This window comes from Pseudomonas sp. NPDC089408 (assembly GCF_044749445.1).
Taxonomy (GTDB): domain Bacteria; phylum Pseudomonadota; class Gammaproteobacteria; order Pseudomonadales; family Pseudomonadaceae; genus Aquipseudomonas.
Genome location: NZ_JBIVHY010000001.1, coordinates 578,339 through 600,012, shown reverse-complemented (window position 1 = coordinate 600,012; position 21,674 = coordinate 578,339). Strand labels below are relative to the sequence as shown.

Genomic DNA, 21,674 nt, shown 5'->3' with positions numbered 1-21,674 from the left:
GCAGCAAGTGGCTCAGTCAATCGTTTCCAGGGTGCGGATTTCGCATCGCTGAGAACCATCGGCCTGGACGATCTCCAGGCTCTTCCAAGGAGTACCGCCTACTCGCTCGAACATCACGGTTTTTTCCGCGAGTACCTGCATGGTGACAGCCCCCGTGTCTTTCAGCTGCAGTTCCAGTACTTCCCAGCCGCCCCTGTGGCGCATTTTCGGTTCCACCAGCACCGGCTCGATCGCTGGGTTGGCAACTGTCACGGTACCGTGAACCCTGAACACCTTCTCGTTGCCGGCGATGTCATTGATTGCAACGAGGTTGTCGATTACAGCCATGGTCTGCTCCTGATCGGATTGAACGTAGCGCGGTTGCGCGGCGACTACTTTCACGGTTTCCGCACACCTCAGGAGCAGGGCAATATTTCAGTTATGCCAATGTCTACCGTGCCTGGCGAGCAGACTGTTGGCCTGTTCCGGCCCGGAAGCTCCCGCTGGATAGGGACGAGGTGCCTGGAAGTGTTCTTCCCAGCCCTTGAGGATGGGGTCGACCCAGGCCCAGGCCGCTTCGACTTCGTCGCGGCGCATGAACAGCGTCGAATCCCCTTCCAGCACATCCAGCAGCAGACGCTCGTACGCCTCCCAGCGACGGGTCTGGCTGAACACCTGGGCCAGGTTCAGGTCCAGGTCCACCGGTTCCAGGCGCATGCCCTTGCCCGGGCTCTTGGTCATCATGCGCAGGCTGATGCGTTCGTCCGGTTGCAGCTGGATCAGTAGCTGGTTGACCTGGCCACCGTTGAACAGCTCGTGGGGCACCGGCTTGAACTGGATGACGATCTGCGAAGAGCGACGTGCCATGCGTTTGCCGGTGCGCAGGTAGAACGGTACGCCCGCCCAGCGCCAGTTCTCGATATGCGCCTCGATGGCGACGAAGGTTTCGGTGTCGCTGTCGTTGTCGACGTCCTTCTCGAAGTAGTACGCCGGCACCTCCTGGCCGCCGATACGCCCGGCGCCATATTGGCCGCGCACGGTCTTGTCCTGCACATCCTGGCCAGCGATCGGCTTGAGCGCGCGCAGGATCTTCACCTTCTCGTCGCGTACCGCTTCAGCCTCGAATTGCGCGGGCGGCTCCATGGCCACCAGGCACAGCAGCTGCAACAGGTGGTTCTGCAGCATGTCGCGGATCGCCCCGGCGCGGTCGTAGTAGCCGCCACGGTTCTCTACACCCAGCGTCTCGCAGACGCTGATCTGCACGTGGTCGATCTGGTTGTTACGCCACACCGGTTCCAGCAGGGCATTGGCAAAACGCAGGGCCATCAGGTTCTGTACGGTTTCCTTGCCCAGGTAGTGGTCGATGCGGAACACCTGGCCTTCTTCGAACACCGCACCAATTGCTTCATTGATGGCTGTAGCCGATTCCAGCGAATGGCCGATCGGTTTTTCCAGCACGATACGCGCTTCACTGTCGGCCAACCCGGCAACGCGCAGGTGGTTGGCGATCGGTACGAACAGGTTGGGCGCCGTGGCCAGGTAGAAGATGCGCGTCAGCCCGCCGGGTTCACCCAGGTAACGTGCCAGGCGGCCGAAATCGGCGCTCTGCGAAGCATCCATGGGGAAGTAGTCGAGACGTGCTGAAAAACGCTGCCACACTTCATCGTCGAAGTCGTTGCGGGCAATTTGTGCTCGGCAGTGGCGTTCAGCGAGCTTCAGGTAGTCGATTCGGCGCAAGTTGCGTCGGGCCAGGGCAATGACCCGCACGGCTGGGTTCAAACGGGCCTCGCGAAACAGGTGGTAGAGCGCCGGAAGCAGTTTGTGCAGGGCCAGATCGCCGGTGCCGCCGAAGACCAGAATGTCGCAAGGAATAGTCAAACCGCCACTCTCCACGTTCGTTTAACTGGGCGGGTTGGCGTCCATGTAGTATAACTACAAGAAAGCTACAACCCGGCCAGCCGATCATAACCGAGTCCAGCCCGTGAATCTGTTGCAACATATCGCCCAATCGCGCCACCTGCTGCGCAAATCGGAACTGAAAGTGGCCGACCACGTGCTGCTCGACCCGGCTGCCGTCATGCACAGCTCGATGGCCGACCTGGCACACAGCGTGGGTATCAGTGAACCGACCATCGTGCGTTTCTGCCGCGCCATTGGTTGCTCGGGCTTTCAGGACCTGAAGTTGAAGCTGGCGCAGAGCCTGGCCGCCGGGGCCAGTTTTGGCCAGTTCGCCATTCATGAAGATGACTCGGTCGCCGACTACAGCCTGAAGATTTTCGACACTACCCTGCACACCCTGATGGAAGTGCGCGAGCACCTCGACCCGCTGGCGCTGCAACAGGCGGTGAGTGCCATGGCCCAGGCGCAGCGTGTGGAGTTTTACGGTTTTGGCGCCTCCGGTGCGGTGGCGGCCGATGCCCAGCACAAGTTTTTCCGCCTGCTGCTCAGCGCAGCGGCGTATTCCGACCCGCATATGCAGGCGATGTCGGCGGTTACCTTGAAACCGGGCGATGTGGCAGTGTGCATTTCCCAGTCGGGGCGCTCCAAGGACTTGCTGATTACCGCCAACCTGGTGCGTGAGAGCGGCGCCAACCTGATTACTCTGTGCCCCAGCCAGACGCCGCTGGCCGAGCTGTCGACGGTCAACTTGGCCATCGATGTGCATGAAGACACCGAAATCTATACCCCGCTGACTTCGCGTATCGCTCACCTGGTGGTGATCGACGTGCTGGCCATGGGCGTAGCCATGGCGCGCGGGCCGAGCCTGGTCAACCACCTCAAGAGCGTGAAGCGCAGCTTGCGCAGCCTGCGTTTGTCGCCCAAGTCGATCAAGGCTACCGACGACTGATTGTCGTTGCCTGTGCCGGCCTCTTCGCGGGTGAACCCGCGAAGAGGCCGGCACAGGCGCTACAAAATTCACGGTTTTGTCACCATTCCACAGCCAAACGGTAAACCATCAAGGCCAGTCTGAAACTCCCGCATCCTATCTGGGAGACAGGCAATGGCTCGTGACTTCGACGGTACGTACCAACCCAACGCCAAGGCTCGCAAACAGCAGGAAAAGGATCAGCGCCGCATGGAGTACCGCCGCGCGATCGAAAGCTATTGCGACCAACGTCAACTGCTCCGCGACCTGGTGGACTACCCCGAGTTGCAGGACCTCACGATTTGGCAGGCGTCGTCAGCAACTTCCCCGAAAAACGTTCAACAAGCGCGCTGATCAGCGCACGTTCGCCACGTATGAACGCCAGAAAGGCCAAGGCCACCGGCGACTGCCGCTTGGCCTTGGCCTGCACCACGCACCAGCTGCGGTACAGCGGCAATTCCTCCACCGGCAGCTCTTTCAGCACCCCGGTTGCCAGCTCCAGGTTGACTGCGTGGCGGGTAAGCAGGGCGATACCCAGGCCGGCGATCACGCACTCGCGCTGGGCATCGGCCGAGGCCACTTCAAGTGTCTGGGTGAAATGCACGCGCTTGTCCTTGAAGTACTCTTCACATGCCTTGCGCGTGCCCGAGCCCTGCTCGCGGACCAACAGGGTATGAGGTTCCAGGTCTTGCAAGCGCAGCTGCTCCAGCTTGCACAGCGGGTGCTCGGGCGGTGCAACGGCAACAATCGGGTTGTTCAGAAACGGCAGGAATTCCAGGCCCATGTCCTGCGGCACCATCGACATGATGATCAGGTCGTCACGGTTGTCGGAAAGGCGGCGGATGGCCTGGGCGCGGTTGACTACCGTAAGGGTCAGGTTGACCTCCGGGTGACGCTGCTTGAAGGCGGCGAACAGGTGTGGCACGAAGTACTTGGCACTGGACTCGATCGCCAGCTTCAACTGCCCCTGCAGTGAGCCCTGCATGTCCGACAGCTGCATGTCCAGGTTCTCCAGGCGCCCGAAAATGTCGTGGCTGGCGCGCTGCAAGGCTTCGGCCGCTTCAGTCAGGTAGAGCTTCTTGCCGACGTACTCGAACAGCGGCTGGCCGATCAGCTCTTCGAGCTGGCGGATCTGTAGACTAACGGCGGGTTGCGTCAGTGACATCTCCTCCGCCGCTCGGCTGTACGAGCGCAAATCGCACACCTCGTTGAAGATCTGCATTTGACGCAAAGTCATACGCATCAAGGACTTACGCATTTTTTATTGGCTCTTCGGCAACACCTTGTTACCGAACTATAAGCTTTTGCTAATGCAGCCCCTAACAAATATTGATTTTTGTTTATCGACCTACAGCGCTAGGGTGAATGTGCGACTGGCCAGCAACGCCTGGTCACGCGCCGACCGGTAGAACCGGCTCGACTGTTCCTACGGCTTTGGGAAGACTCCAGTGATAAAAAAAATCCTGATCGCCAACCGAGGTGAAATTGCAGTTCGGATCGTGCGTGCTTGCGCCGAGATGGGCATTCGCTCGGTAGCGATCTATTCCGACGCCGACCGCCACGCCTTGCACGTCAAGCGTGCCGACGAAGCACACAGCATTGGTGCCGAGCCACTGGCCGGTTACCTGAACCCGCGCAAGCTGGTGAACCTGGCTGTGGAAACCGGCTGTGATGCCCTGCACCCAGGCTATGGTTTCCTGTCGGAAAACGCCGAACTGGCGGAGATCTGCGCCGAGCGCGGGATCAAGTTCATCGGCCCTGCCGCCGACGTGATTCGTCGCATGGGCGACAAGACCGAAGCGCGCCGCACCATGATCGCCGCCGGTGTGCCGGTAACTCCGGGCACCGAAGGCAACGTTGCCGATATTCATGAAGCCCTGAGCGAAGGTGAGCGCATCGGTTACCCGGTAATGCTCAAGGCGACCTCCGGTGGCGGTGGCCGTGGTATTCGCCGCTGCAACAGCCGTGAAGAACTGGAACAGAACTTCCCACGGGTTATTTCCGAGGCGACTAAAGCCTTTGGCTCGGCCGAAGTGTTCCTGGAAAAGTGCATCGTCAACCCCAAGCACATCGAGGCGCAGATCCTCGGTGACAGCTTCGGCAACGTGGTGCACCTGTTCGAGCGCGATTGCTCGATCCAGCGCCGTAACCAGAAGCTCATCGAAATTGCCCCAAGCCCACAGCTCACCCCCGAGCAGCGCGCCTACATCGGCGACCTGGCGGTACGTGCAGCCAAGGCGGTGAACTACGAGAACGCCGGTACCGTGGAGTTCCTGCTCGCCGATGGCGAGGTGTACTTCATGGAAATGAACACCCGGGTGCAGGTGGAACACACCATCACCGAGGAAATCACCGGTATCGACATCGTCCGTGAGCAGATCCGCATCGCCTCGGGCCTGCCGCTTTCGGTGAAGCAGGAAGACATCCAGCACCGTGGTTACGCGTTGCAGTTCCGTATCAACGCCGAAGACCCGAAAAACAACTTCCTGCCCAGCTTCGGCAAAATCACCCGGTACTACGCCCCCGGCGGCCCGGGCGTGCGTACCGACACGGCGATCTATACCGGCTACACCATTCCACCGTTCTACGACTCCATGTGCCTGAAACTGGTGGTGTGGGCATTGACCTGGGAAGAAGCCATGGACCGCGGCCTGCGGGCCCTGGACGACATGCGCGTGCAAGGGGTGAAGACCACCGCCGCGTACTACCAGGAAATCCTGCGCAATCCGGAATTCCGTAGCGGCCAGTTCAACACCAGCTTCGTCGAAAGCCACCCGGAACTGACCAACTACTCGATCAAGCGCAAACCCGAAGAGCTCGCCCTGGCCATCGCCGCCGCCATCGCCGCCCACGCAGGCCTATGAATGCAGTTGCAAGCTGTAAGCGGCAAGCTACAAGTAGAAGCAGATCAGCTTTTTCTTGCAGCTTGTAGCTTGAAGCTTGAAGCTACGAGGAGATAACAATGTCCAAGAAAATTCACGTAACCGACACGATCCTGCGCGACGCCCACCAGTCCCTGCTGGCCACCCGCATGCGTACCGAAGACATGCTGCCGATCTGCGAAAAGCTCGACAAGGTCGGCTACTGGTCGCTGGAAGTGTGGGGCGGTGCCACCTTCGACGCGTGTGTACGCTTCCTCAAGGAAGACCCGTGGGAGCGCCTGCGCAAGCTGCGCGCAGCACTGCCCAACACCCGCCTGCAGATGCTGCTGCGTGGCCAGAACCTGCTGGGCTATCGCCATTACAGCGACGACGTGGTCAAGGCCTTCGTCGCCAAGGCCGCGGTCAACGGCATCGACGTCTTCCGAATCTTCGACGCCATGAACGATGTGCGTAACCTGCGCGTGGCCATCGAAGCGGTCAAGGCTGCCGGCAAGCACGCCCAAGGCACCATTGCCTACACCGTCAGCCCGGTGCACACCATCGACGCCTTCGTGGCCCAGGCCAAACAGATGGAAGCCATGGGTTGCGACTCGGTCGCGATCAAGGACATGGCCGGCCTGCTGACGCCATTCGCTACCGGCGAGCTGGTCAGGGCGCTCAAGGCCGAGCAGTCGCTGCCAGTGTTCATCCACTCCCACGACACCGCCGGCCTGGCTGCCATGTGCCAGCTCAAGGCTGTGGAAAACGGTGCCGATCACATCGACACCGCCATCTCCAGCTTCGCCTGGGGCACCAGCCACCCGGGTACCGAGTCGATGGTTGCTGCGCTCAAGGGCAGCGAGTTCGACACCGGCCTGGATCTGGAACTGCTGCAGGAGATCGGCCTGTACTTCTACGCCGTGCGCAAGAAGTACCACCAGTTCGAAAGCGAGTTCACCGCGGTGGACACCCGCGTGCAGGTCAACCAGGTACCGGGCGGCATGATTTCCAACCTGGCCAACCAGCTCAAGGAGCAGGGCGCCCTCAACCGCATGAACGAAGTGCTGGCTGAGATCCCGCGTGTGCGCGAAGACCTTGGCTTCCCACCACTGGTGACCCCGACCTCGCAGATCGTCGGCACCCAGGCCTTCTTCAACGTGCTGGCCGGCGAGCGCTACAAGACCATCACCAACGAGGTGAAGCTGTACCTGCAAGGCGGTTACGGCAAGGCTCCGGGTGTGGTCAACGAGCAACTGCGCCGCCAGGCCATCGGCAGCGAAGAAGTGATCGACGTGCGCCCGGCCGACCTACTCAAGCCGGAAATGGCCAAGCTGCGTGGTGACATCGGCGCCCTGGCCCGTTGCGAAGAAGACGTGCTGACCTTCGCCATGTTCCCGGACATCGGCCGCAAGTTCCTTGAAGAGCGCGAAGCCGGCACCCTGACCCCTGAAGCGCTGCTGCCAATTCCGGAAGCTGGCGCCGTGGCGGCCCCAGGCGGTGAAGGCGTACCGACCGAATTCGTGATCGACGTGCACGGCGAGACCTACCGCGTAGACATCACCGGCGTGGGCGTGAAGGCCGAAGGCAAGCGTCACTTCTACCTGTCGATCGACGGCATGCCGGAAGAAGTGGTGTTCGAACCCCTCAATGAGTTCGTTGGTGGCGGCGGCAGCAAGCGCAAGCAGGCTACCGAGCCGGGCCACGTCAGTACCAACATGCCCGGCAACATTGTCGATGTGCTGGTCAAGGAAGGTGACAGGGTCAAGGCCGGCCAGGCGGTGCTGATCACCGAAGCCATGAAGATGGAGACCGAAGTGCAGGCGGCCATCGCCGGCAAGGTCGTGGCCATCCACGTGGCCAAGGGCGACCGTGTCACGCCGGGTGAAATCCTGATCGAGATCGAGGGCTGATTCAGACCCTCATCTACAAGCGGTTTACCTCTGGGGAGCGGATGCTCCCCTTTTTTTTGCACTGGATTCACCGGCCTCTTCGCGGGTAAACCCGCTCCTACAAAGACCGCGTCCCCTGTAGGAGCGGGTTTACCCGCGAAGAGGCCCGCTGATCCAGCATAACTTTCAACCTTTGCGGCACACCTCTAAGGTTTCCACCTGTCCGCCCGGCTGCTGGTTTGTGTCACTCAACCACCGCTCAAACCCGGCAGCCACCTGCGGCCACTCATCATCGGTAATCGAATACCACGCCGTGTCACGGTTGTGGTCCTTCACCACCAAGTGTTTACGGAACACCCCTTCGAAAGTAAACCCGAACCGCTCTGCCGCGCGCTTGGAGCGGGCATTGGCATTGTTGCACTTCCATTCCAGCCGACGGTTGCCCAGCTCAAAACCGAGCTTGCCCAGCAGGTAAACCGCCTCGGTGCCCTTGGGTGTGCGCTGCATGGCGGCGCCGAAGGCGATGTGGCCGATTTCGATGCGGCCGTGGTCGGGCACGATCGACATCAGGCTGAGAATGCCCTGGGCCTGGCCGCTGGGGCGGTCGATGACGGTATAGAACAACGGGTCGCGGCCGGCGGCGTTGCTGTCCAGCCAGCGGTCGAAGGCGGCACGCTCGGTGAACGGGCCATAGGGCAGGTAGTCCCATAGCACCGGGTCGGAGGTCGGGCCTTGCAGCACTTCCCACAGGTCGTCGCCGTGGCGTGCGGGGTCGAGCTTGTCCAGGCGGATGAAGCGGCCCTCGATGGGCTCGGCCTGGGGCGTTGCGGCGGGTTTCCAGTTCAATGCATCTGTCATGTTCAGCCTACAAGCCTTTGCGGAATTGAATGAAGCCCGAGCGCTCGGCAACCTGTTGGTACAGGCTGATGGCGGTGGCGTTGGTTTCGTGGGTCAGCCAGTGCACTTTGATGCAGTTGTCGGCCTTGGCGCTGCTGTAGACATGCTCGATCAGCTGCCGGCCAATGCCCAGGCCGCGCTGCGTGCTGTCCACGTACAAGTCCTGCAGGTAGCAGGCGTTCTCGATGCTCCAGTTGGAACGATGGTAAATGAAGTTGACCATGCCCACCGCCTTGCCATCGACCCAGGCCAGCGCCGAGTGGGTTGGCTCGCTGGGGTCGAGCAGGCGCTGCCAGGTGCTGAGGCTGACTTCATCGGCCAACTCGGTTTCGTAGAAGTGCAGGTAGGCTTGCCACAGGGCATGCCAGGCGGCTTGATCTTGAGCGGTGACAGAGCGCAGGGTAACGCTGGGCATGGGGCTATTCCTTCAGAGTTGGCGCATGTGCGCGGCGAGTTGGTTGTCCATTTGATCGGGGCTGGCGCTCAGGGCTTCGCGCACGCCGGCGATGTCTTGTTCGGAACGGTTCTGGCTGAGCTTGCGTGCGCCTTGCAGGCGCGCAATCGGCAGGCGGATGCCAACGATGGCGCGGAGCATGCCCTCGAGGTAATCGGCAGGGGCGTCGCTGACGTTCCACGGCTCGCTGCGGCCGTGCTCGTGGCGGTCGGTAAGGCGGCTGACGATAGATAGCAACGGCTCGGCTTCATGGATCACTTCGGCCGGGCCATAGGCGTGCACGGCCAAGTAGTTCCAAGTCGGCACCACCTTGGGGTTATCGGCCTTGCTCGGGTAGTAGCTGGGGCTGACGTAGGCATCGTCACCGGGGAATACCAGCAAGGCTTCGCCGCCTTGCTCCAGGTCCTGCCATTGGCGGTTGGCCCGGGCCAGGTGCGCATAGACAGTGCCGAACTTGCCTTCGGTGGTATTGACCAGCACCGGCAGGTGCGTGGCCAGCAGGCCCTGTTCGCCGTGGCTGACCAAAACGGCCAGGCGGGTGTCGAGCATGTGCTGGTGCAGGCGAGCGAGGTCGTGTTCCTGATGGGGTTTGCTGTTGTACATGGGCAGGGTCCTTGTCGAATGGCTTCATCCTAGGCAGGCTATTGGTTCTGAGTAAGAGCCATTACCAGCTGATTTCATAGGTCCAATGCCATGAGCGAGCGCCCCCTCATCCTGCCTTTCGACCCCGCCGGAATCGCCCTGGATCGCCGCGGCGGTCTAAGCCAGCAGCTGTACCAGGCGCTGCGCGCACGGGTACTGGACGGGCGCCTGAGCAGCGGCACGCGGTTGCCGGCCACCCGCGATCTGGCCGCGATGCTGGCGCTGTCACGCAACAGCGTGGTGCGTGCCTATGACCAGCTGTATGCCGAGGGCTACATCGAAAGCCGGGTGGGGGATGGCACTTACGTTAGCCGGCTGCCGAAACTATCCACACAAGTATCCACAGGGTTATCCCTGGGTTTATCAACAGGCTTATCCACATTTTCCTCGGATTACACTGAGGATTTATCCAGCAGGCGACGTTTCAGCGAGCCGTTACAGCGTCTGAAAAGTAACCACCTGCCGCTGCCAAAGAGCGGTGCTCCGCGTGCTTTTCGTGTCGGTATTCCTGCATTCGACTTGTTCCCTTTCGACGTGTGGGCCAAGCTACAGGCGGGTTTCTGGCGCAATCCGTCCCCTGCAAAGCTGGGTTATGGTGACCCGGCAGGTGAGCCGGCACTGCGTGAGCTGATTGCGGCCTACTTGCGCCGCTCGCGTGGGCTGAGCTGCACGGCTGAACAAATTGTGATCACCAGCGGTGCACAGCAGGCCATTAGCCTTTGTGCACAGCTGCTGCTACAGCCAGGCGACGGCGTGGCTGTGGAAAACCCTGGGTATCGGGCGGCCGGGCATGCCTTTGCGCTGGCCGGTGGCACGTTGCACGGCGTGGCGGTGGATGAGGACGGCATGGACTGCACGCGGCTTGGGCAGTTGGCGGACTGCAGGCTGGCCTATGTGACGCCGGCCCATCAGTACCCGACCGGGGTGACCATGAGCCTGGCGCGACGCCTGGAGTTGCTGGCCTGGGCCGAGCGCAACGACAGCTGGGTCATCGAAGACGACTACGACGGCGAGTACCGTTACAGCGGCGCGCCCTTGGCCCCGCTTGCGGCGCTCGACCGGCACGGGCGGGTGTTGTACGTCGGTACGTTTGGCAAGATCGCCTTCCCGGCGTTGCGGTTGGGTTACCTGGTGTTGCCGCCGCAGCTGGAGCAGGCGTTCAGCCAGGGCAAGGCGCTGGCGGTGCGGCATTCGGAGGTGAGTACGCAATGCGTGATGGCCGAGTTCATGGCGCGCGGGCATTTTCAGCGGCATATCCGCCGGATGCGCAAGGCAGCGCTAAGTCGGCGGAATGTGCTCAAGGCAGGCTGGCCAATGGACATTCCGGGGCTGGGCGCCATGCCGGAAGTGGCGGCCGGGCTGCATGTGAAGGTGGGTGTGGATAACTTTGCTCGTGAGCAGGCGCTGGTGGCCAAGGCCGAAGCAGTGGGGGTGGAGGTGACGCCGCTGAGTAATTTCTGGTTGGCGGACAGTGAGGTGCCTGTGGATAAGCGTGCGGGGTTGGTGTTGGGGTTTGCGGCGGTGCCGGAGGGGGAGATTGCCGAGGCGTTGATGAAGTTGCGTAAGGCTTGGCGCAAGGGTTGAGGCTGACGGCCTCTTCGCGGGTAAACCCGCTCCTACAAGGCCTGCGCGCACCTGTAGGAGCGGGTTTACCCGCGAAGGGCTGCAAAGCAGCCCCAAAATACATCAGGTCCCGGATTTGATCCGCGTCCATGCCCGAGTTCTAGCCCGCTCGGCATCCCGCGCCAAAGGCTTGAGCGTATAAAGCTTGGCCATCGCCTCCGCCGTGGGATACAGGTTGGGGTTGTTGCGAATCGCCGGGTTCACCTTGTCGGTGGCATCCTTGTTCGGGTTCGGGTAGCCGACAAAGTCACTGATCGGTGCAATCACCTCTGGCCGCAACAGGTAGTTGATGAACGTATGGGCGTCTTCCGGATTGGCCGCGTTCTTCGGTATCGCCAGCATGTCGAACCAGATCGGCGCACCTTCCTTGGGCAGACGCATGTCCACCTCCACGCCGTTCTTCGCTTCGCGGGCGCGGTTGGCGGCCTGCGAGAAGCTGCCGCTGTAACCCACCGCAACACAGATATCGCCGTTGGCAATGTCAGCCATGTACTTCGAGGAATGGAAGTAGGTGATGTGGGGGCGAATCTTCAGCATCAGCGCCTCGGCCTTCTTGTAGTCGGCCGGTTTGTCGCTGTTTGGCGGCAAGCCCAGGTACTGCAGGGCCAGTGGCAGGATTTCAGAAGGTGAGTCGAGCAGGGCTACGCCGCACTGCTTGAGCTTGGCGATGTTCTCTTCCTTGAAAATCAGGTCCCAGCTGTCCACAGGCGCGTTCTCGCCGAGCGCAGCCTTGACCTTGGCCGGGTTGAAACCGATCAGCACGGTGCCGTACATGTACGGCACGGCAAACTTGTTGCCCGGGTCATTGGCCTCGATCAGCTTCATCAGTGCCGGGTCCAGGTGTTGCCAGTTCGGCAGCTTGCTGCGGTCCAGCGGCTGGAACACCCCGGCTTCGATCTGCTTGGCGAGGAACACGTTGGACGGCACCACCACGTCATAGCCGGAGTTGCCGGTCAGCAGCTTCGCCTCCAGCGCCTCGTTGGTGTCGAAGATGTCGTAGATCAGTTTGACGCCGCTGTCCTTCTGGAAGTCGGTCAAGGTCTGCGGGGTGATGTAATCGAACCAGTTATACACACGCAGGGTGCGCTGCTCGGCTTGCGCGTGCAGGGCACCGGTGAACAGGGTGGCAGCGATGAACGGGGCGAGCAGACGCTTGAGTCGGACCATTACCGGGCTCCTGGCTGGGCGCGCTGGAAGCCTTCCAGCACATTGACCGCGTTGATACCGATTTCTTCCACAGCGTAGCCGCCTTCCATCACGAACAGGGTCGGCTTGCCGAGTTGGCCGATGCGCTTGCCCATTTCCAGATAGTCGGGGCTGTCCAGCTTGAACTGCGAGATCGGGTCGTCCTTGAAGGTATCCACACCCAGCGAGACCACCAGCACGTCGGCGTCGTAGCTGGCGATGCGCTGGCAGGCGTGTTCCAGGGCGGCGCTCCAGGCGGCCCAGTCGCTGCCGGCGGGCAATGGGTAGTTGATATTGCAGCCCTCGCCGGCACCGGCGCCGGTTTCATCGGCATAGCCGAGGAAGAACGGGAATTCGTCCTGCGGGTCGCCGTGGATCGAGGCGAAGAACACGTCGTCGCGGCTGTAGAAGATGTCCTGGGTGCCGTTGCCGTGGTGGTAGTCGACGTCGAGGATGGCGACCTTGCGCCGGCCTTGGTCGAGGAAGGCCTGGGCAGCGATGGCGGCGTTGTTCAAATAGCAGTAACCGCCCATCACCTCGCCAGCAGCGTGGTGCCCTGGTGGGCGGCACAGGGCGAAGGCGGAATGTGCGCCTTGCTGGATCGCCGCTTGTGCAGTGAGTGCGACCTGGGCAGCGCTGTAGGCGGCCTGCCAGGTACCGGCGGTGATCGGCGCCCCGGCATCGAAGCTGTAGTAGCCCAGTTCGCCGTGCAGGCCGGTGGGTTTTACCTGGCGCAGGGTGCGTGCAGGCCAGGTGAACGGCAGCAGGTCGCCTTCCTGGCCCAGTGCGGCCCAGCGCGCCCAGGCGCCTTCGAAGAAGTTCAGGTAGTCGGCGCTGTGAATCCGCAGCAACGGCGCGCGGCCGAAGTCGATAGGGCCTTTGATGTCACCGAGCTTGCGCTGTTTCACCTGGTCGAGCACATGGTCGGCGCGCGAAGGCATTTCGAAGCAGGGCATCAGCTTGCCGTCGATCAGCTCGCAGCGGCCGTGGTGCAGGCGGTGGTCATCGGAATAGATCGTCAGCATTGTTGTTCTCCGGTGGGGACTGGCGTGGGTCCATTGTCATGGGCGGGCCAGTGGGGGAGAACGACGCAAACGGCCAAAAGGGGATCGATGTGGCCAAGGTATTTGGCCTGTACCGGCCCTTTCGCGGGTAAACCCGCTCCCACAGGTACTCCACAGGCCCGAAGGCGAGTGGGATACCTGTGGGAGCGGGTTTATCGAGGCGTCGAACCGCCGCGAAGAGGCCGGAACAGGTCAACCGCGGAAGTGGCTAGGCGCCACACCACTCCAGCGCTGGAAGGCATGCCGGAAACTGGCGGTCTCACTGAACCCCAAGGTCTCGGCAATCCGGTAGATCGGCATTTGCTCATCGGCCAGCAATTGCTTGGCCCGCTCGAACCGCAGTTCGTCCAGCAGCTGTTGATAACTGCTGCCCAGCGCCTGCAAATGCCGGCGCAATGTGCGCGATGAGCAGTTCATCTGCCGTGCCAGCCCATCCAGGCCGGGTGCAGCGTCCAGTTGCTGCGTCAGCAACTGGCGAATCCGCCCCAGCCAGGCCTGGCGACCCGTGAATTCCAGGTTCAGGCGCCGGCAGCGTTCGTTCATGGCCTTGTGGGTAATCGGGTCAGCCAGTGGCAGCGGCATGTCCAACCAGCGCTTTTCGAAAGCAAAGGCATTGTCCTCGGCAGCAAAAACGATCGGGCACTGGAATGCACCGGCATAGCGCGCGTGGTAACCAGGGCGGGCGTGCTCGAAGCGCGCGCCCAGCAACGGCAACGGGCGGCCGAGCAGGTCGTCGCAGATGACTTTCAGCGACACCAGGCAGAACTCGGCATTGAATGCGCTCAGTGCCGGGCTGTCGTGGTAATCGCTGGCGCTGAACCATACGCGCTGGCCATCGTCGCGCAAACGTAGCTTGAAGACTGTTCCCAGCAGTGCCGGATACTGCAACGCCAGGCGCAAGGCGTCACCCAAAGTGGCACTGGAGAGCAACGCGTAACCGAGCATGCCGTAGCACGACACATGCATGCGCTGGCCCAGTTCCAGCCCGATGTCCTCGCGTCGGGCCACGGCGTTGGCGCACACCTGCAGTTCCTGCTGGGTGGTGATGCGCGCATCGGCATGCCCCAGGTTGGCCGGGCCGATGCCGCTGCCGGCCAGCAGCGCCGAAGCCTCGCAACCGTCTGCCTGGAAGACGTTGAGGATTAGCGATACCGCGTTGAGGGTGGTCAGGTGGCTGTGCAGCATGCTGGGTAATCCCGTGGGCCTGGGACGCATTATGGAGCAAGTTGTGTGCCGTTATCCGGTGGGGCCACTGTACGGCCCTTGTGGGAGCGGCCTTGTGCCGCGAAAGGGCTGCGCAGCAGCCCCAGAATTCATCAGGCAAAAAAAGGCCCGAACCATTGGCTCGGGCCTTGAAAGGTTGAGAGGTGTCTAGTCCCTTAACCTGGTGAGACAGTTTGCAGCAGCCGGGTTACGCCTTCAGCGGCACCAGACGTGGAGCGATCATGTTTTCCGGACGCAGGATGTCGTTGAGCATCTCTTCGTCCAGCAGCTTCTCCTCGCGCACCAGTTCCAGCACACCGCGGCCGGTTTCCAGGGCGACGCGGGCGATACGGGTGGCGTTTTCGTAGCCGATGTAAGGGTTCAGGGCGGTGACCAGGCCGATCGAGTGCTCGACCAGTTCACGGCAGCGCTGTTCGTTGGCGGTGATGCCAACGATGCAGTGCTCGCGCAGCATGTCCATGGCGCGTTGCAGCAGGCGGATCGAGTCGAAGATCTTGTAGGCGATCAGCGGCTCCATCACGTTCAGCTGCAGCTGGCCACCTTCGGCAGCGACGGTCAGGGCCAGGTCGTTGCCCATGATGGCGAAGGCCACCTGGTTGACGGCTTCCGGAATAACCGGGTTGACCTTGCCTGGCATGATCGAGCTGCCTGGCTGACGCGCTGGCAGGTTGATCTCGTTGATGCCAGTACGCGGGCCGCTGGACAGCAGGCGCAGGTCGTTGCAGATCTTCGACAGCTTGACCGCGGTACGCTTGAGCATGCCGGAGAACAGCACGAAGGCGCCCATGTCGGAGGTGGCTTCGATCAGGTCGGCAGCCGGTACCAGCGGCTGGCCGCTGATGATTGCCAGGCGCTGTACGGCCAGGGCCTGGTAGCCAGGGTCGGCGTTGATGCCGGTGCCGATGGCGGTGCCGCCCAGGTTGATTTCGGTCAGCAGTTCCGGGGCCAGCGAGCGCAGGCGCTGCAGGTCTTCGGTCATGGTGGTGGCGAAGGCGCGGAATTCCTGGCCCAGGGTCATCGGCACGGCGTCCTGCAGCTGGGTACGGCCCATCTTCAGAACGTGGTCGAACTCTTTACCTTTGGCAGCAAAAGCCTGGATCAGGCTGTCGAGGCTGGCCAGCAGGGCATCGTGGCCCAGCAGCAGGCCCAGGCGGATAGCCGTCGGGTAGGCGTCGTTGGTGGACTGCGCCATGTTCACATCGTTGTTCGGGTGCAGGTACTGGTACTCACCCTTCTGGTGGCCCATGGCCTCCAGTGCGATGTTGGCGATGACTTCGTTGGCGTTCATGTTGGTGGAGGTACCGGCGCCACCCTGGATCATGTCGACCACGAACTGCTCGTGATAGTCGCCTTTGATCAGTCGGCCGCAAGCAGCGCTGATGGCAGCATGCTTGGCATCGCTCAGGTGCCCCAGCTCCCGGTTGGCGTCAGCAGCAGCCTGCTTGACCATCGCCAGGCCGACTACCAGTTTCGGGTAGTGCGACAGTGGAACGCCAGAGAGGTGGAAGTTGTTGGCAGCGCGCAGGGTCTGGATGCCGTAGTAGGCATCAGCAGGAACTTCAAGGGTACCCAGCAGATCTTTTTCGACGCGGAACGATGCAGCGGAGGACATGATGTATATCATCTCGATTTTGACCCGGCACATGCCGGAATGGCGCCAATCCTAGGCCTGAAGGTGATTTTGCGGCCAATGCTGTTGCACGCTAACCTATGCACAAACGGCATAGTGTTTCATGTGACGCCAATTGACATTCGAGCGTGTTCCATTTTGGTGCATGCCGGGAGATGTGCTTCGTGAACCTTGAAAGCAAATGGCTGGAAGACTTCAGCGCACTGGCCGCTACCCGCAGTTTTTCCCAGGCGGCAGAGCGGCGTTTCGTCACCCAACCGGCCTTCAGCCGACGTATTCGCAGCTTGGAAGCGGCCTTGGGCCTGCAGTTGGTGAACCGTTCCCGCACGCCGATCGAACTGACCGAGGCCGGGCAGCTGTTTCTCGTAACGGCGCGCACTGTTGTCGACCAGTTGGGCGAAATTCTGCGCCATTTGCACCACCTTGAGGGTGGTCAGGGCGAGGTGGTGCAGGTAGCGGCGGCGCACTCCCTGGCGTCAGGCTTTTTCCCGCGCTGGGTAGCGCAGTTGCGCAACGACGGTTTGAACATCGCCACCCGCCTGGTTGCGACTAACGTAGGGGATGCCGTACACGCATTACGCGAAGGTGGCTGCGACCTGATGCTGGCGTTCTACGACCCCGATGCTGCCTTGCAGATGGATGCCGAGATCTTCCCGTCGCTGCACATGGGCAACACCGAAATGCTACCCGTGTGCGCCGTGGATGCCGAGGGCAAGCCATTGTTCGACCTGGAAGGCGAGGGCAGTGTGCCGCTGCTGGCGTATTCCGCAGGCGCCTTCCTCGGCCGCTCGGTCAACTTGCTGCTGCGCCAGCGCAACCTGCGCTATACCACTGTCTATGAAACGGCCATGGCCGACAGCCTCAAGAGCATGGCGCTGGAGGGCATGGGCATCGCCTGGGTGCCGCGGCTGTCGATGCGTGGCGAGCTGGAGCGCGGCGAACTGGCGATCTGTGGCGGCAGCCAGTGGCACGTGCCGCTGGAAATCCGCCTGTACCGCTGCGCGTTGGTGCGCAAGGCCAACGTCAGGCTGCTATGGCGCAAGCTCGAGGGTGCTGCCGCGGTTGACCCGAAAGTCAGCCAAAGCCCCGAAAAATAAGGCCCGACAGTTGGTCGCCGGGGTGCCTTAAACGCACCACCTTACGGTATACTGCGCGGCCTTTCGACCGGATGCGTCCGGTCCTGATCAGCAAACAAGCCACGCCGGCCGTCCCGCGTGGCTTGTTGTTTTTTGACGCGCCCACGGGCGCACAAGCGAAGAGGCTCGACGATGAGTGCACTGGTTGGCGTGATCATGGGCTCCAAGTCCGATTGGTCCACCCTTAGCCACACCGCCGATATGCTGGAAAAACTCGGCATTCCCTACGAAGTGAAGGTGGTTTCCGCCCACCGCACCCCGGATCTGCTGTTCCAGTATGCCGAGGAGGCCGAGGGCCGTGGCATCGAGGTGATCATCGCCGGTGCCGGTGGCGCTGCCCACCTGCCAGGCATGTGCGCCGCCAAGACCCACCTGCCGGTGCTCGGCGTGCCGGTACAGTCGTCGATGCTGTCGGGCGTCGATTCGCTGCTGTCGATCGTGCAGATGCCAGCGGGCGTGCCGGTTGCCACCCTGGCCATCGGCCGTGCCGGTGCGGTCAACGCTGCGCTGCTGTCGGCCAGCATCCTTGGCGCCAAGTACCCGCAGTACCACGCGGCACTGAAGCAGTTCCGCACGGAACAGACCGACACCGTGCTGGACAACCCAGACCCGCGTCAGGCTTGAGGCTCAACCCATGAAGATCGGTGTAATCGGTGGCGGCCAGCTGGGCCGCATGCTGGCCCTGGCGGGCACCCCGCTGGGCATGAACTTCGCTTTCCTCGACCCGGCGCCGGATGCCTGCGCCGCGCCCTTGGGCGAGCACCTGCGTGCCGACTATGGCGACCAGGACCACCTGCGCCAGCTGGCTGACGAAGTCGACCTGGTCACCTTCGAGTTCGAGAGCGTGCCGGCCGAGACCGTGGCCTTCCTCTCGCAGTTCGTGCCGGTGTACCCCAGCGCCGAAGCGCTGCGCATCGCCCGTGATCGCCTGTTCGAAAAGAGCATGTTCCGCGACCTGGGTATTCCTACCCCGGCCTTCGCCGACATCCTCTCGCAGGCCGACCTGGACGCGGCAGTGGCCAGCATCGGCCTGCCAGCCGTGCTGAAAACCCGCACCCTGGGTTACGACGGCAAGGGCCAGAAGGTGCTGCGCACGCCAGAAGACGTGGTCGATACCTTCGCCGAACTGGGCAGCGTGCCATGCCTGCTGGAAGGCTTTGTGCCGTTCACCGGTGAAGTGTCGCTGGTGGCCGTGCGTGCCCGTGATGGCGAAACCCGCTTCTACCCGCTGGTGCACAACACCCACGAGAGCGGCATCCTGAAACTGTCGGTGGCCAGCGCGGCGCACCCGCTGCAAGGCCTGGCCGAAGACTACGTCAGCCGTGTGCTCAAGCAGCTGGACTACGTCGGCGTAATGGCCTTCGAGTTCTTCGAGGTCGACGGCGGCCTGAAGGCCAACGAAATCGCCCCGCGCGTGCACAACTCCGGGCACTGGACCATCGAAGGTGCCGAGTGCAGCCAGTTCGAGAACCACTTGCGCGCCGTTGCCGGCCTGCCGCTGGGCTCGACCGCCAAGGTGGGCGAGAGCGCGATGCTCAACTTCATCGGTGAAGTGCCGGCCGTGGACAAGGTTGTCGCCATTGATGACTGCCACCTGCACCATTACGGCAAAGCCTTCAAGGTCGGCCGCAAGGTTGGCCACGCCACCCTGCGCTGCCATGACATGGCTACCCTCGAGCGCAAGATTGCCGAAGTAGAGGCTCTGATCAGCAACTGATCGAACTTCTGCCCACGGCTTGCCCTCTGAAATGGCAACAAGCCAAAGCGCTGTCTAGGCTTTGGCTTGTTCTATCTTCACTGCAGAGGGATTGCCATGGGCATCATCGGAACCATTTTCATCGGCCTTATCGTCGGCTTGCTGGCCCGCTTCATCAAACCGGGCGACGACAGCATGGGCTGGATCATGACCATCCTGCTGGGTATCGCCGGCTCCCTGTTGGCCACCTATGGCGGCCAGGCCCTGGGTATTTACCAGGCTGGGCAGGCGGCGGGCTTCATTGGCGCGCTGGTCGGTGCCGTGATACTGCTGGTGATCTACGGATTCATCAAGAAACGCTGAATACTGGTTAGAATGCCCGGCAATTCATTCGAGTTGCCGAGCATTGCCATGCGTGCCTTTTTCCTCGTTCCCCTGTTTTTGGCCAGCACCCTGGCCCATGCCGAACTGCCCGAAACCGACTGGCTGGAGCTGATGCCCAAGTCGGACCAGAAGGCGCTTGAGCAAATGCCCGAAATCGACCACAACTCGCCAGAGGCCATGGGCACCTTTACTGCCAAGGGCGGCATGAAGCAGAGCAAGGGCCTGCCGGCGGTGATGTACTCGACCAAGACCGTGGCGACCATGAACGGCAAGGACATCCGCTTGGGTGGCTACCCGGTGCCGCTGGAGAGCGATGCCAAGGGCAACAGCACACTGTTCTTCCTGGTGCCGTACCCGGGCGCCTGCATCCACGTGCCACCACCGCCGCCGAACCAGCTGGTGCTGGTGCGCTACCCCAAAGGCCTGAAGATCGACGACATCTACACACCGCTGTGGGTCAGCGGCACGCTGAAGGTGGAGAAGGTCAGCAATGATCTGGCTGATGCAGCCTATGCGCTGGATGCGGGGAAGGTGAGGGTGGTGGAGGACGCTGATCTCTGATTGCCTATACCGGCCCTTTCGCGGCGGTTCGACGCCTCGATAAACCCGCTCCTACACAGGTCGTAGGAACGGCGCGATCCCCTGTAGGAGCGGGTTTACCCGCGAAGAGGCCGGCACAGGCGCTACTAGACTCAGATCATTTCACAACCAATCCTCACCCCCAGCGTACTGCTGACCCCAGGCTTCAACTCCACCAGGTCATCCCACACATTCGCCGTCTCGATGCACAGCATCCGCTGCCAGCCATCATCGGCCATGTCCACCAACTCCCTGGCCCGCTCAGTCCAGGGGTTCCAGATCACCGCCGAACGCGAGCCGCTGCTGGTCAGGGTTATCCGCCGGTTCCAGTGCGGGTCGACAATGCTCAGTGGCGGCGGGGTGGCCAGGTAGATCCGGTCAGTCTCCCCGGCAAATTCAAGCGCCCCCTGCTGCTGGCGCTGCTCCCAGTCAGCCAGGGTCTCGATATAGCTCAGCCCCTCGACCCCTTCGACCCGCGCCTGTCGCACATCGCTGACCGCAAAGTAGCTGTGCAGGGCCTGGCTGATGGTCACTGGGCTATTGCCCATGTTACGGCTTGTCAGTGTCAGCTTCAGGTCTGGGCCCAGCTCCACGACCAGCTTCAGTTCCACATCATGCGGCCAGCCGGGCAGATCGCCCTGCGCTTCAGGCAGTTCGAACTCGATCCGCAGGCGCTCGCCCACTTCTTCGATTCCCAGCAACTGCCAGTCGCGCGCACGCGCAAGCCCGTGGGCAGGCGCCTGCTCACCTTGGTACATGGCCTGCACGGCCTCTGGGTTGCGCTGCAAGTTGCCAAACCACGGCCAGCACACCGGCACCCCGGCGCGTACCGACTTGCCCTTGCTGAAGATGGCCTGGTCGCTCAGCCACAGCAGCGGCGGTTCACCGACCCGCTGGTAGCTGAGAATCTGCGCGCCCTGCTGGGCGATCAGGAGTTCGGCGTGGTCGCTGCTGATACGCCAGCAGTTGAGTTCGCCATGTTGCTCGGTTACGACCTGAAAGGTAGCCATTGCACTCGTCTCATTGATTGCCAGTGGGCCTTGGACCCGGGCACATGCAATGAGTTTACCGCCAGCCAGGCTTAGCGACGAGGCACGGAGCGGGTGCGGCCACTGCCGTCGATGGCAACGAAGACGAACACCGCTTCGGTCACCTTGCGCCATTCGCTGGACAGCGGGTCATCGCTCCACACTTCGACCATCATCTGGATCGAGCTGCGGCCGATTTCCAGGGTCTGGGTATAGAACGACAGTTGCGCGCCTACCGCGACAGGTACCAGGAAAGCCATGCGGTCGATGGCCACGGTGGCCACACGGCCGCCGGCGACACGGCTGGCCATGGCGGTGCCGGCCAGGTCCATCTGGGCAACCAGCCAGCCGCCGAAGATGTCGCCAAAGCCGTTGGTTTCGCGCGGCAGCGCGGTGATCTGCAAGGCCAGGTCGCCTTGCGGGATAGGATCTTCTTGTTCGAGCTCAATCATGCGATGGGGCCTCTGACCCGTGACGCTTTCGTTGGTGTGGCGCAAAGGCCGGGTAAACGATTCAGCTTGAAACATACTACGCCGA

At 62.2% G+C, this 21,674-nt stretch carries 22 protein-coding genes; 10 read left to right on the top strand and 12 right to left on the bottom strand.

Annotated features, from left to right (window positions below):
- Positions 1–12: 12 nt before the first annotated feature.
- Positions 13–381, bottom strand: a complete 369-nt coding sequence (locus tag ACIP02_RS02660) for a hypothetical protein (RefSeq protein ID WP_400612940.1) — start codon at positions 379–381, stop codon at positions 13–15.
- 33 nt (positions 382–414) lie between these two features.
- Entirely contained in the window at positions 415–1,857 is a 1,443-nt protein-coding gene (gene zwf / locus ACIP02_RS02655; RefSeq protein ID WP_400612937.1) for a glucose-6-phosphate dehydrogenase, read from the bottom strand.
- A gap of 103 nt (positions 1,858–1,960) precedes the next feature.
- Here zwf and hexR point away from each other — a divergent pair, with 103 nt between their 5' ends.
- On the top strand, positions 1,961–2,827 hold the full coding sequence (gene hexR / locus ACIP02_RS02650; protein ID WP_201199558.1) for a transcriptional regulator HexR: 867 nt from the start codon (positions 1,961–1,963) through the stop codon (positions 2,825–2,827).
- 153 nt (positions 2,828–2,980) lie between these two features.
- Positions 2,981–3,199 carry a PA3496 family putative envelope integrity protein gene (locus tag ACIP02_RS02645; RefSeq protein WP_400612934.1) on the top strand — a complete coding sequence of 73 codons (219 nt, stop codon included), beginning with the start codon at positions 2,981–2,983 and terminating at the stop codon, positions 3,197–3,199.
- Here the strand turns inward: ACIP02_RS02645 and ACIP02_RS02640 are convergent.
- The gene (locus tag ACIP02_RS02640; protein WP_400612932.1) at positions 3,141–4,103 is read right to left on the bottom strand and encodes a LysR family transcriptional regulator; all 963 of its coding nucleotides are present in this window, start codon (positions 4,101–4,103) and stop codon (positions 3,141–3,143) included. The two genes, ACIP02_RS02645 and ACIP02_RS02640, sit on opposite strands and share 59 nt — an antisense overlap.
- Before the next feature lie 190 nt (positions 4,104–4,293).
- On the opposite strand from ACIP02_RS02640, the gene ACIP02_RS02635 reads away from it, so the two are divergent.
- Together ACIP02_RS02635 and oadA are read left to right on the top strand one after the other, a co-directional pair.
- Positions 4,294–5,709, top strand: coding sequence for an acetyl-CoA carboxylase biotin carboxylase subunit (locus ACIP02_RS02635; RefSeq protein ID WP_016489867.1), 1,416 nt, complete (start codon positions 4,294–4,296; stop codon positions 5,707–5,709).
- 98 nt (positions 5,710–5,807) lie between these two features.
- Positions 5,808–7,616 (top strand): sodium-extruding oxaloacetate decarboxylase subunit alpha, encoded by a 1,809-nt coding sequence (gene oadA, locus ACIP02_RS02630; protein WP_400612928.1) that lies wholly within the window; start codon positions 5,808–5,810, stop codon positions 7,614–7,616.
- 165 nt (positions 7,617–7,781) lie between these two features.
- Here the strand turns inward: oadA and ACIP02_RS02625 are convergent, their stop codons facing one another.
- The 3 genes from ACIP02_RS02625 to ACIP02_RS02615 are packed head-to-tail and all read right to left on the bottom strand — an operon-like array spanning position 7,782 to position 9,549.
- On the bottom strand, positions 7,782–8,453 hold the full coding sequence (locus ACIP02_RS02625; protein ID WP_400612926.1) for a GNAT family N-acetyltransferase: 672 nt from the start codon (positions 8,451–8,453) through the stop codon (positions 7,782–7,784).
- Positions 8,454–8,460: 7 nt separating this feature from the next.
- On the bottom strand, positions 8,461–8,907 hold the full coding sequence (locus tag ACIP02_RS02620) for a GNAT family N-acetyltransferase (RefSeq protein WP_400612923.1): 447 nt from the start codon (positions 8,905–8,907) through the stop codon (positions 8,461–8,463).
- Between the two features lie 12 nt (positions 8,908–8,919).
- Positions 8,920–9,549, bottom strand: coding sequence for an FMN-binding negative transcriptional regulator (locus tag ACIP02_RS02615; protein WP_400612921.1), 630 nt, complete (start codon positions 9,547–9,549; stop codon positions 8,920–8,922).
- 90 nt (positions 9,550–9,639) lie between these two features.
- Between ACIP02_RS02615 and ACIP02_RS02610 the strand changes: the two genes are divergently transcribed.
- On the top strand, positions 9,640–11,172 hold the full coding sequence (locus tag ACIP02_RS02610; protein ID WP_400612919.1) for a PLP-dependent aminotransferase family protein: 1,533 nt from the start codon (positions 9,640–9,642) through the stop codon (positions 11,170–11,172).
- A gap of 102 nt (positions 11,173–11,274) precedes the next feature.
- On the opposite strand, the gene ACIP02_RS02605 is transcribed toward ACIP02_RS02610, so the two are convergent.
- The 4 genes from ACIP02_RS02605 to aspA form a co-directional block, all read right to left on the bottom strand.
- Positions 11,275–12,378: an extracellular solute-binding protein gene (locus ACIP02_RS02605; RefSeq protein ID WP_400612917.1), complete on the bottom strand. Its 1,104-nt coding sequence runs from the start codon at positions 12,376–12,378 to the stop codon at positions 11,275–11,277.
- A complete protein-coding gene (locus tag ACIP02_RS02600) occupies positions 12,378–13,421 on the bottom strand; it encodes a histone deacetylase family protein (RefSeq protein ID WP_400612915.1) in 1,044 nt (347 codons plus the stop codon). Before ACIP02_RS02600 ends, ACIP02_RS02605 begins: the two co-directional genes overlap by 1 nt.
- Positions 13,422–13,652: 231 nt before the next feature.
- A complete protein-coding gene (locus ACIP02_RS02595) occupies positions 13,653–14,645 on the bottom strand; it encodes an AraC family transcriptional regulator (protein WP_400612913.1) in 993 nt (330 codons plus the stop codon).
- Between the two features lie 226 nt (positions 14,646–14,871).
- Positions 14,872–16,296, bottom strand: coding sequence for an aspartate ammonia-lyase (gene aspA, locus ACIP02_RS02590; RefSeq protein WP_201199541.1), 1,425 nt, complete (start codon positions 16,294–16,296; stop codon positions 14,872–14,874).
- A 182-nt stretch (positions 16,297–16,478) separates the two neighbouring features.
- Here aspA and ACIP02_RS02585 point away from each other — a divergent pair, with 182 nt between their 5' ends.
- The 5 genes from ACIP02_RS02585 (at position 16,479) to ACIP02_RS02565 (ending at position 20,091) form a co-directional block, all read left to right on the top strand.
- Positions 16,479–17,411 carry a LysR substrate-binding domain-containing protein gene (locus ACIP02_RS02585; protein WP_400612911.1) on the top strand — a complete coding sequence of 311 codons (933 nt, stop codon included), beginning with the start codon at positions 16,479–16,481 and terminating at the stop codon, positions 17,409–17,411.
- Between the two features lie 171 nt (positions 17,412–17,582).
- Complete coding sequence (gene purE / locus ACIP02_RS02580; RefSeq protein WP_003253304.1) at positions 17,583–18,074, top strand: 5-(carboxyamino)imidazole ribonucleotide mutase; 492 nt, start codon at positions 17,583–17,585, stop codon at positions 18,072–18,074.
- 10 nt (positions 18,075–18,084) lie between these two features.
- Positions 18,085–19,167: a 5-(carboxyamino)imidazole ribonucleotide synthase gene (locus tag ACIP02_RS02575; protein WP_400612908.1), complete on the top strand. Its 1,083-nt coding sequence runs from the start codon at positions 18,085–18,087 to the stop codon at positions 19,165–19,167.
- Between the two features lie 96 nt (positions 19,168–19,263).
- Complete coding sequence (locus tag ACIP02_RS02570; protein ID WP_201199533.1) at positions 19,264–19,509, top strand: GlsB/YeaQ/YmgE family stress response membrane protein; 246 nt, start codon at positions 19,264–19,266, stop codon at positions 19,507–19,509.
- 48 nt (positions 19,510–19,557) lie between these two features.
- Complete coding sequence (locus ACIP02_RS02565; protein WP_400612905.1) at positions 19,558–20,091, top strand: DUF3299 domain-containing protein; 534 nt, start codon at positions 19,558–19,560, stop codon at positions 20,089–20,091.
- Between the two features lie 131 nt (positions 20,092–20,222).
- Here the strand turns inward: ACIP02_RS02565 and ACIP02_RS02560 are convergent, their stop codons facing one another.
- Both ACIP02_RS02560 and ACIP02_RS02555 read right to left on the bottom strand, forming a co-directional pair.
- Positions 20,223–21,119, bottom strand: a complete 897-nt coding sequence (locus tag ACIP02_RS02560) for a D-hexose-6-phosphate mutarotase (protein ID WP_400612902.1) — start codon at positions 21,117–21,119, stop codon at positions 20,223–20,225.
- A 71-nt stretch (positions 21,120–21,190) separates the two neighbouring features.
- The gene (locus ACIP02_RS02555) at positions 21,191–21,589 is read right to left on the bottom strand and encodes an acyl-CoA thioesterase (protein WP_003253317.1); all 399 of its coding nucleotides are present in this window, start codon (positions 21,587–21,589) and stop codon (positions 21,191–21,193) included.
- Positions 21,590–21,674 lie beyond the last annotated feature (85 nt).

Coding starts and splice junctions, on each gene's coding strand:
- ACIP02_RS02615 (WP_400612921.1), bottom strand. CDS start 9,549: ATGTACAACAGCAAACCCCATCAGGAACACGACCTCGCTCGCCTGCAC.
- ACIP02_RS02640 (WP_400612932.1), bottom strand. CDS start 4,103: ATGCGTAAGTCCTTGATGCGTATGACTTTGCGTCAAATGCAGATCTTC.
- ACIP02_RS02645 (WP_400612934.1), top strand. CDS start 2,981: ATGGCTCGTGACTTCGACGGTACGTACCAACCCAACGCCAAGGCTCGC.
- ACIP02_RS02620 (WP_400612923.1), bottom strand. CDS start 8,907: ATGCCCAGCGTTACCCTGCGCTCTGTCACCGCTCAAGATCAAGCCGCC.
- ACIP02_RS02555 (WP_003253317.1), bottom strand. CDS start 21,589: ATGATTGAGCTCGAACAAGAAGATCCTATCCCGCAAGGCGACCTGGCC.
- ACIP02_RS02610 (WP_400612919.1), top strand. CDS start 9,640: ATGAGCGAGCGCCCCCTCATCCTGCCTTTCGACCCCGCCGGAATCGCC.
- ACIP02_RS02625 (WP_400612926.1), bottom strand. CDS start 8,453: ATGACAGATGCATTGAACTGGAAACCCGCCGCAACGCCCCAGGCCGAG.
- ACIP02_RS02560 (WP_400612902.1), bottom strand. CDS start 21,119: ATGGCTACCTTTCAGGTCGTAACCGAGCAACATGGCGAACTCAACTGC.
- ACIP02_RS02600 (WP_400612915.1), bottom strand. CDS start 13,421: ATGCTGACGATCTATTCCGATGACCACCGCCTGCACCACGGCCGCTGC.
- ACIP02_RS02605 (WP_400612917.1), bottom strand. CDS start 12,378: ATGGTCCGACTCAAGCGTCTGCTCGCCCCGTTCATCGCTGCCACCCTG.
- purE (WP_003253304.1), top strand. CDS start 17,583: ATGAGTGCACTGGTTGGCGTGATCATGGGCTCCAAGTCCGATTGGTCC.
- oadA (WP_400612928.1), top strand. CDS start 5,808: ATGTCCAAGAAAATTCACGTAACCGACACGATCCTGCGCGACGCCCAC.
- ACIP02_RS02575 (WP_400612908.1), top strand. CDS start 18,085: ATGAAGATCGGTGTAATCGGTGGCGGCCAGCTGGGCCGCATGCTGGCC.
- aspA (WP_201199541.1), bottom strand. CDS start 16,296: ATGTCCTCCGCTGCATCGTTCCGCGTCGAAAAAGATCTGCTGGGTACC.
- ACIP02_RS02570 (WP_201199533.1), top strand. CDS start 19,264: ATGGGCATCATCGGAACCATTTTCATCGGCCTTATCGTCGGCTTGCTG.
- ACIP02_RS02565 (WP_400612905.1), top strand. CDS start 19,558: ATGCGTGCCTTTTTCCTCGTTCCCCTGTTTTTGGCCAGCACCCTGGCC.
- ACIP02_RS02595 (WP_400612913.1), bottom strand. CDS start 14,645: ATGCTGCACAGCCACCTGACCACCCTCAACGCGGTATCGCTAATCCTC.